9 protein-coding genes and 1 pseudogene are annotated in these 7,721 nt (G+C 59.2%); 8 read left to right on the top strand and 2 right to left on the bottom strand.

The genetic code is table 11. From position 1 onward, the window contains the following. Positions 1-111: pseudogene (locus AC1DKH_RS30015) on the top strand (IS110 family transposase); the annotation flags it as partial. A gap of 182 nt (positions 112-293) precedes the next feature. Here AC1DKH_RS30015 and AC1DKH_RS30020 read toward each other — a convergent pair. Beyond that, the gene (locus AC1DKH_RS30020; RefSeq protein WP_477800190.1) at positions 294-1,382 is read right to left on the bottom strand and encodes an LLM class flavin-dependent oxidoreductase; all 1,089 of its coding nucleotides are present in this window, start codon (positions 1,380-1,382) and stop codon (positions 294-296) included. A 372-nt stretch (positions 1,383-1,754) separates the two neighbouring features. On the opposite strand from AC1DKH_RS30020, the gene AC1DKH_RS30025 reads away from it, so the two are divergent. The 7 genes from AC1DKH_RS30025 to AC1DKH_RS30055 all read left to right on the top strand — a co-directional run bounded on the left by AC1DKH_RS30025 (position 1,755) and on the right by AC1DKH_RS30055 (position 7,426). Beyond that, entirely contained in the window at positions 1,755-2,639 is an 885-nt protein-coding gene (locus tag AC1DKH_RS30025; protein ID WP_477800191.1) for an ABC transporter permease, read from the top strand. Between the two features lies 1 nt (position 2,640). Further along, positions 2,641-3,441 carry an ABC transporter ATP-binding protein gene (locus AC1DKH_RS30030; protein ID WP_477800192.1) on the top strand — a complete coding sequence of 267 codons (801 nt, stop codon included), beginning with the start codon at positions 2,641-2,643 and terminating at the stop codon, positions 3,439-3,441. Between the two features lie 37 nt (positions 3,442-3,478). Next, positions 3,479-4,504 carry an ABC transporter substrate-binding protein gene (locus AC1DKH_RS30035; RefSeq protein WP_477800193.1) on the top strand — a complete coding sequence of 342 codons (1,026 nt, stop codon included), beginning with the start codon at positions 3,479-3,481 and terminating at the stop codon, positions 4,502-4,504. A gap of 48 nt (positions 4,505-4,552) precedes the next feature. Beyond that, positions 4,553-5,365 (top strand): energy transducer TonB, encoded by an 813-nt coding sequence (locus AC1DKH_RS30040; RefSeq protein ID WP_477800194.1) that lies wholly within the window; start codon positions 4,553-4,555, stop codon positions 5,363-5,365. A gap of 86 nt (positions 5,366-5,451) precedes the next feature. Further along, positions 5,452-6,174, top strand: a complete 723-nt coding sequence (locus AC1DKH_RS30045; protein WP_477755662.1) for a MotA/TolQ/ExbB proton channel family protein — start codon at positions 5,452-5,454, stop codon at positions 6,172-6,174. 1 nt (position 6,175) lies between these two features. Further along, positions 6,176-6,577 carry an ExbD/TolR family protein gene (locus AC1DKH_RS30050; RefSeq protein WP_477755663.1) on the top strand — a complete coding sequence of 134 codons (402 nt, stop codon included), beginning with the start codon at positions 6,176-6,178 and terminating at the stop codon, positions 6,575-6,577. A gap of 348 nt (positions 6,578-6,925) precedes the next feature. Then, positions 6,926-7,426 (top strand): hypothetical protein, encoded by a 501-nt coding sequence (locus tag AC1DKH_RS30055; RefSeq protein WP_477764356.1) that lies wholly within the window; start codon positions 6,926-6,928, stop codon positions 7,424-7,426. Positions 7,427-7,477: 51 nt separating this feature from the next. Here AC1DKH_RS30055 and AC1DKH_RS30060 read toward each other — a convergent pair. Then, on the bottom strand, positions 7,478-7,721 hold a 244-nt coding region (locus tag AC1DKH_RS30060), incomplete at its 5' end, for a hypothetical protein (RefSeq protein ID WP_477800195.1).

Below are 7,721 nucleotides of genomic sequence, written 5' to 3' on the forward strand. Positions count from 1 at the left end.
GCCAAAGGGTTCAGCACCACGCAGGCACTGGTGATCTTGGCCCGCAAACTTGCCCGGATCGTATTTGCACTGCTGAAAGGGCAAGGCGAATACCAACCGAAAGCAGGTTGAGGGGTTCCCCTCAACCATAGAATCTCCCACAGGGGATTGCAGCCGGACACAAATCCTGGAAACGCCCAATAACCTTGTAGGAGCGAGCCTGATCGCGATAGCGGTGTGTCAGGCGAAGTAGATGTTGGAAGTGCCGGCCTCATCGCGAGCAAGCTCGCTCCCACATTGGTTATTCATCGCGGTTAAGCGACTTTTTCTGCGTTTTGCCGCTCACGTTCAGCCACCAGTTTGCGGGTCAGCGGGATCAGGCGCTTGCCGTAGTCGATGGCGTCTTCAAGCGGATCGAAGCCACGAATGAGGAACGTGGTGATGCCCAGGTCGTAGTAGTCGAGCAAGGCTTCGGCCACTTGTTCTGGAGTGCCGACCAGTGAGGTCGAGTTGCCTTGTGCGCCCAGCAGCCCGGCGATGCCGGTCCACAGTCGCTTGTCCAGGCGTGCGCCTTGGGCGGCAGCGGCGAGCAGTCGGCGAGAGCCCTCGTTGGGTGGTTCGCGGCGCACAAATCCGTTCTGTTCGGCCAGCGCGGTGGCCTGTTGCAGGATGCGCTCGGCGCGTTCCCAGGCCTGGTCCTCGGTGTCTGCCAGAATCGGGCGCAGCGACAAACTGAAGCGAATGCTACGACCGTGTTTGGCGGCCTCGGCGCGCACTTGCTTCACCACGTCGCGCACTTGTTCGTAGGTTTCGCCCCACAGCGCATACACGTCCGCATGCTTGCCCGCAACTTCGATGGCCGCCGTCGATGAACCGCCGAAATACAACGGAATGTGCGGCAGTTGCGGTGACTTCACAGCGGAGTGGGCGCCTTCGAACTGGTAATACTTGCCCTCATGGTCGAAGGGTTTTTCGCTGGTCCATTCCTGACGCAGCACGTCGAGGTATTCGTCGGTGCGCGCATAGCGCTCGTCCTTGTCGATGTAGCTGCCATCGGCACGCAGTTCCCGATCATCGCCGCCGGTGATGATGTGGACGGCGGTGCGCCCGCCATTGAATACATCGAGGGTGGTGAACTGGCGTGCGGCCAGGGTCGGCGCGGCAAAACCCGGTCGATGGGCAATCAGGAACTTGAGGTTTTTCGTCACGCTGGCGGCGTGCGAGGCAATCAGCGTGCTGTCCGGGCTGTTGGAGTGGAAGGCTATCAGGGCCCGGTCAAACCCGGCCTCGTCATGGGCGCGTGCCACTGTTTCCACATAGTCGGGCTGCAGGACAGGACCGCTGCGAGGGTGGATTTCCGAAGATTGGTGACCGCCGATGTAGCCGATGAATTCAATCGTCATGGGGAGTTCCTTTTCATTGAATAGGTGTGATTCAAGCCTCCACCTGGCATTGGGGTCGGTCTGTAGGGCCAAAAATAGGCGTAGCGGCTGTGGCTGTGAAATGCCGTTTGGTTCTAAGTTAATTATTAAAATAATGAATGACTTAAATTGTCTTGTATGAGTAATGCGCATTTTAAGCGACGCCTTCCATGCAGCCCGCAGCGGCTGCACTTATCATGCAAACAATTTATCAGGCTGGCCTGCTATCTGATTTTTAATCATATTAGGTTATTCCCAAAAAGAATTTCACTGAGGTTTTTTATGCGAATAGCATGAAAACCGAAGCTCACGCATGGCACCTCTGGCCATGTTCTTTATGAGGAAGGAAGCCTGATGACTGAAAAGACCTTCGATACATCGAGCGCCAGCAGCTCGTTTTCCGTCACCAAGGCTGCTCGCCACACAGGTGAGTTGCAGGGCGCGTCGAGGCTGCTCCCCCATTGGCTGCGCAACTGGCGGACACCTGAAGTGTTGCTGCGTTTGCTCAGCCCGATCGCGCTGTTGCTGTTATGGGAACTGGCGTCGCAAGCGGGGCTGATTCCGCAGCGTGTCATCGCGGCGCCCTCGCAGATCGGCGGCACACTCTGGGCCATGATCGCGTCCGGCGAACTGGGCAAGCACTTGCTGGTGTCACTGCAACGGGCGCTGGTGGGCTTGAGTATCGGCGTCAGTATTGGTGTGGTCGCGGCCTTGATCAGCGGGTTGTCGAAGCGGGGCGAGGTGGTACTCGATTCGCCGCTGCAAATGCTGCGCACCATTCCTTCGCTGGCGTTGGTGCCGCTGTTCATTCTCTGGTTCGGCATCGGCGAATTCACCAAGATCGCGCTGATCGTCACCGGTACGACGTTCCCGGTGTACCTGAACCTGTTCGCCGGGATTCGCAATATCGACCCCAAACTGATCGAGGCCGCCAACACCCTGGGCCTGAGCCGCCGCGAGTTGATCTGGCACGTGATTCTGCCGGGTTCCTTGCCCTCGTTCTTTGTCGGCCTGCGCTACTCCCTGGGGATTTCCTGGTTGGCGCTGGTGTTCGTCGAGCAAATCAACACCACCGCCGGCATTGGCTTCCTGGCCAGTGATGCGCGGGATTTCATGCGCACCGATGTGATCGTCATTTGCCTGCTGATTTACAGCGTCCTCGGTCTGTTGATCGACGGACTGATCCGCACGCTGGAGCGTTTCGCCCTGGCCTGGCGCCCAACTTTTGTGAGGAATTGATATGTCGAGCATCGATCTTCTGGACGCGTCCAAAGCAATACATTCGGCAGCACCGGTACAACTGCGCAATGTGGTGCGCCAGTTTGGCCAGCAACGGGTCATCGATGGCCTGGATCTGGATATCGCTCCCGGCGAATTTGTCGCGTTGCTGGGGGCCAGCGGTTCGGGCAAGACCACTTTGCTGCGCAGCCTGGCCGGGCTCGACAGTATCGACAGTGGTCAATTGCTGGTGCCGAAGGCGAGGGCGGCGGTGTTTCAGGAACCTCGTCTGATGCCCTGGAAGCGCGCCTGGAAGAACGTGATTCTCGGCCTGCATATCCCGGACGCCAAGGCGCGCGCGGTACAGGCCCTGACCGAAGTGGGGCTGGCTCATCGGCTCGAAGCCTATCCGGCCACGCTCTCCGGCGGTGAAGCGCAACGCGTGGCGCTGGCCCGTGGTTTGGTCCGCGAACCCAAACTGTTGTTGCTGGATGAACCGTTCGCTGCACTCGATGCGTTGACCCGGATTCGCATGCATCGGCTGATCATCGAGTTGTGGCGTAAACACACGCCGGCGGTGTTGCTGGTGACCCACGATGTGGATGAAGCCATCCTGCTGGCTGACCGGGTCATCGTGCTGGCCAATGGCAAGATCGCCGACCAATTGACCATCGATCTGCCCCGGGCCCGAGACTCCGGCCAGGAAGGTTTTCAGGCCATCCGCGCGCGGTTGCTGGGTCTGTTGGGGGTTGAAGTGGAAGCCGTTGCCGTCGCTGAGCGCCGGGCACCCAACACTTGGGTCCGGCGTTTCGCCCATGGCTGATTTCGCTTCCAGTCTTTTGAATCAGGGAAGGTCCGCCATGTCGCTACGCGTATGGAAATCTGCAGCGGTGTTGCTCTCGGGAGCCGCACTGCTGCTCAGTGGTTGCGGTGAAACGGTCGACCACAAAACGGCATCCGCTGTTCAGTCTGACTTGTCCGGTGTGACGCTGGTGCTGGGCGATCAAGCCAAAGGCTTGCGCACCGTGGTCGAGGCAGCGAACGCGCTGGAGGGCATCGACTACAAGGTCGAGTGGGCGAACTTCCAGGGCGCGGCGCCCTTGTTCGAAGCCCTGCGCGCCGGCGCCGTCGATCTGGCCCCGGCCGGTGATACGCCGGTGCTTGCGGCCGCCACCGGCGGGACACCGTTGCGCATCGTCGCCGTTCGGCGCAGTCAATCAAGAGGGATTGCGATCCTGGTACCCGCCGATTCGGCCATTCATGGCGTGGCGGATCTGAAAGGCCGAAACGTTGTGGTGTCTTCGGCCCGAGGCAGCATTTCCCAGTACCTGTTGATTCGTGCGCTGGCCAATGCCGGGGTCGACGAGAAAGACGTCAACATCGGGTTCGTCCTGCCGACCGACGCCCTGGCAGCCTTCAACGCCGGCAAGATCGAAGCCTGGGCCACGTTCGGTATCTATCAGGCGTTTGCCGAGCAGCAGGGTGCTCGAGTGCTGATCAGCGGCGAGGGCATCAACACCGGGCTGACCTTCATTACCGCCTCGGATGAAGTCCTCACCGACCCGCTCAAGCGCAAGGCGCTCAGTGACGTGCTGCAGCGTTTCGCCAAGGCGTTCGAGTGGGCCCGGCAGAACCCTGACGAGTACGCCCGGGTCTTCGCCAAGGTCAACGACATACCGCTGGATGTCTCGCAACGCCTGCGCAGCTGGGGCGACGAGTCGCTGTTGCCGGTCGAGTCGCGGGATGTCCAGGCCTTGCAGCAAGTCGATGATCTATTCGTGGAAAAGAACATCTTTCCCCATCGCGTCGACGTGGAGAAGCTCACGGACACTGCGGTGTTTTGCGCGGCACCGTTGACGGTGACGCAGTCAGAGACGGCGCGGTAGTCCGGGTCGCGGCGCGTGTTCAATTTGATGAATTACAGGAGTCTATCAATGGGCAATGTCCAGAGCGCCGCCAGTGCCCTAGAGGTGTTCCGACACCCGCTACCCGGCGGTGAACTTCTCGACATCGGTCGGGTTTTTCGCGAACCCCTGGCGTTGTCGCGGCTGCACAGCACGCCCAAGCGCGTGTTGAGTCGTCGCGAAGTGGTCTTGTTGGGTGTGCTCGCGCTGGTGTTGCATGGTGCGGTCATTGTCTGGATCAACCAGGCACCTGCGCCTCAACTGCCCGTGGTGCCGCCGCAGATTCCACCGATGACCATCGAATTCTCGCAACCGGCACCACCGGTGGTGGTACCGCCGCCGCCTGAGCCGATCCCGCAGCCGGTGCTCGAACCGCCACCGCCGGTGGAAGATGAACTGGCCGTGAAACCACCGCCACCCAAACCGGTCCCCAAACCAAAACCGGTGGTCAAACCTGTACCTAAACCCGTGGCAAAACCTGTGGAGCAGCCACCGGCGCCGCCTGCGCCACTACAACCGGTCGCCGCGCCAGCTCCTGCTGCACCGCCTGCACCGAAACCGGTGACGCCGGCCTCGGCCAGCGCTGCTTACTTGCGCAATCCGGCACCGGAGTATCCGTCGCTGGCGATGCGTCGTGGCTGGGAAGGCACGGTGTTGCTCCGGGTACATGTATTGGCCAGCGGCAAACCGGGTGAAATCCAGATCCAGAAAAGCAGTGGTCGCGATCAACTCGATGACGCGGCGCTGGCAGCGGTAAAGCGCTGGAGTTTCGTGCCGGCCAAACAGGGCGATGTCGCCCAGGACGGCTGGGTCAGCGTGCCGATCGACTTCAAAATCAAGTGACTCAACCCTTCTGATTTACACCGCGGGCTACCTGACACAAGGCGCATCGCTACAACCGATCCAATGCCTTGCTGGAGAGCCTGACCATGAACCTGATCGCATCCCCTTTCGAATCCATCGAACACGCCGTCATCTGGCTGCTGATCCTCTTTTCCGTCGCGACCTGGGGCCTGGCCTTGCTCAAGGGTTTGCAGTTCACCCGCCTGAAGACGCAAGACCGCAAGTTCCATAAACAATTCTGGGCCGCTTCCAGCCTGGATTCGGCCGCCGAACTATCCCATGACCAGCCTGGAGCGGCAGCCCGTGTGGCACTGGCCGGTTATGCAGCGATTCAGGTGAGCGACAACCAGAACACCGATCTCAGTCAGTCGATCAACCACCAGGACCGTCTCGAGCGCGCCTTGCGTCAGCAGATCGTGCGTGAGCGGCGCTCGCTGGAAAGCGGCCTGGCCATCCTCGCCAGCATTGGCAGCACGTCGCCCTTTATCGGACTGTTCGGGACTGTGTGGGGAATCATGTCGGCGCTCAAAGGCATCAGTGCGGCGGGCTCGGCGAGCCTGGAAACCGTGGCCGGGCCGATCGGTGCTGCCCTTGTCGCCACGGGTGTCGGCATCGCTGTCGCGGTACCGGCGGTGCTGGTTTACAACTACTTTCTGCGTCGCCTGAAACTGACTGCCGCCGACCTCGACGACTTTGCCCACGACTTCTACAGCCTGGCGCAGAAGCATTCGTTCCGTGTGCTGTTGCACCCGGTATTGAGCAAGTCCGGCGCCACCGTCGCCGCTCAGAAAGTCAAGGAGGCCTCCTGAAATGGCATTCTCCACACAAGACAGCGATGAAGTGCTCAGCGAGATCAACGTCACACCCCTGGTGGACGTCATGTTGGTGCTGCTGGTGGTGTTCATCGTCACTGCGCCGCTGCTGACCAACTCCATTCCGATCAACCTGCCGAAGACCGAAGCGGTGGCGCCGGTGGAGCAGAAAGATCCGCTGGTGGTGAGCATCGACGACAAGGGCAAGGTGTTCATCAACAAAGACGAAATCCAGCCTGATTTGCTCGAGTTCAACCTGCAGGCCGCCAAGGCGAAAAACTCTGACGTGCGCGTGCAATTGCAAGCCGACAACGGGGTGAATTATGGCGAAGTGGCGCGGGCGATGGCTTCGATCGAACGGGCGGGGATTACCAGGCTGTCGGTGATTACGGCGAAGTAAGAAACGTTGAAGTCTCTCGAGTTTTTACATGATAGGGGGGCGTATGGTCCGTCTCCCGGCGGAGAAGAAAAACAAGTCGATACTGGTTAGATCGTTTATTTCTTTCAGTTATGTAAAAAGATTTAAGTTGCATATCCAAAGCCGATGAAACGGCGTGATGGCTTTAAAGAAATCTGCAATGGCAATTAAGCGGCTGCTAAAACAGTCGTAACTCCCCCTGGTACTTCATTAATCTGGCTCTGACGTCCGTTTTTGCTGCTGGATCACCCTCTTGCCGGCCATCCGCCAATCCTTAGAATCCCCTCCATCAGCTTCGTCCAACTCTCAAATCCTCCGGGGAACAACACCATGATGAACGCCATGCAGATGCAAATGCCAATGAACACCAACATGCCGATGATGGGCATGCCGATGATGATGGCGACCATGACCTGCGACATGATGGACGATGGCATGATGTGCAAGATGATGCCGGCCGCTGGCATGGACATGGCGATGTTCAAGAACAGCGCCGAAATGATGCAGATGATGATGAACTGCGGCATGCCGATGATGATGCATTGCGGCAACATGAGCATGATGTGCATGTCCCCGGCGAGCATGGCCATGCCGATGATGAACATGATGATGCCAATGCCGATGATGGGCATGCCGATGCCATCGATGAAGTGCGTGATGGAGTGCACCATGATGGATGACTGCATGATGTGCAAAATCATGCCGATGGCAGGCATGGACATGGACATGATGAAAAGCTGCTGCGCCCTGATGATGAAAATGATGAACGACTGCAGCATGCCGATGATGATGAGCTGCAATGGCATGCCGCTGATGTGCTGCACCTGCTGATCCTTGGCATCAGACATTAAAAAGCCCGGCAGGTTAACCCTGCCGGGCTTTTTAATGGTTCTTCACGGAATCCCGGGGAACATCGATACCTGTAGAAGCTGCGGTGCGGCGATCCGGCTTGCCAGCGATGGCAACTGACGGCCGAGCATTTTCTTCCTGGTGTACATATTCATTGCTGCGGTAACGGCCACTTAGGGTTCCGCCCTKACGGCGGGTCACTTGGAAGAGCCTGTAGGAGCGAGCTTGCTCGCGATGGAGGTCAACGATGACGCGGGGAGCCTGACACCCCGCGGTG

The organism is Pseudomonas sp. 05L36, from assembly GCF_056398125.1.

Bases quoted from the DNA above. Each gene is read 5' to 3' on its own strand.
- AC1DKH_RS30020 (WP_477800190.1), bottom strand. From the start codon at position 1,382: ATGACGATTGAATTCATCGGCTACATCGGCGGTCACCAATCTTCGGAA.
- AC1DKH_RS30025 (WP_477800191.1), top strand. From the start codon at position 1,755: ATGACTGAAAAGACCTTCGATACATCGAGCGCCAGCAGCTCGTTTTCC.
- AC1DKH_RS30030 (WP_477800192.1), top strand. From the start codon at position 2,641: ATGTCGAGCATCGATCTTCTGGACGCGTCCAAAGCAATACATTCGGCA.
- AC1DKH_RS30035 (WP_477800193.1), top strand. From the start codon at position 3,479: ATGTCGCTACGCGTATGGAAATCTGCAGCGGTGTTGCTCTCGGGAGCC.
- AC1DKH_RS30040 (WP_477800194.1), top strand. From the start codon at position 4,553: ATGGGCAATGTCCAGAGCGCCGCCAGTGCCCTAGAGGTGTTCCGACAC.
- AC1DKH_RS30045 (WP_477755662.1), top strand. From the start codon at position 5,452: ATGAACCTGATCGCATCCCCTTTCGAATCCATCGAACACGCCGTCATC.
- AC1DKH_RS30050 (WP_477755663.1), top strand. From the start codon at position 6,176: ATGGCATTCTCCACACAAGACAGCGATGAAGTGCTCAGCGAGATCAAC.
- AC1DKH_RS30055 (WP_477764356.1), top strand. From the start codon at position 6,926: ATGATGAACGCCATGCAGATGCAAATGCCAATGAACACCAACATGCCG.